Origin of the sequence: Microbispora hainanensis (assembly GCF_006874475.1) — a bacterium.
Classification (GTDB): domain Bacteria; phylum Actinomycetota; class Actinomycetes; order Streptosporangiales; family Streptosporangiaceae; genus Microbispora; species Microbispora hainanensis.
This window is the reverse complement of the sequence record NZ_VIRM01000234.1, coordinates 1-276: the sequence shown is the minus strand read 5'-3', so window position 1 is coordinate 276 and position 276 is coordinate 1. Positions and strand designations below refer to the sequence as shown.

Below are 276 nucleotides of genomic sequence, written 5' to 3'. Positions count from 1 at the left end.
CCGCCGACCCCGCCGCCGACCCCGCCGCCGACAGCGCTGGTGATCGGGCCGAGATGGGCCACCTGGGCGACCTCAGCGACCTGGGCAGCACCGACGCCGCCACCGCCCCTGCCGCCGGCTCCGGCAACGCCACGCCCGGACTTCCCGACGAGGAGTCTCGCGGCTGCGGGGTCGGTGAGCGCGGGGTCGGTGAGCGGCGGCCCGGCGAGCAGCGGCCCGGCGAGTGCGAGCCGCGCGACACCGCAAGCACCGCCTCTGCCCAGGTCGACGACGCCG

Annotated in this window: 1 protein-coding gene; it reads left to right on the top strand. The window is 79.0% G+C overall.

What is annotated here, in order from left to right:
* On the top strand, positions 1-276 hold a 276-nt coding region (locus tag FLX08_RS41150), incomplete at both ends, for a hypothetical protein (RefSeq protein WP_167530788.1).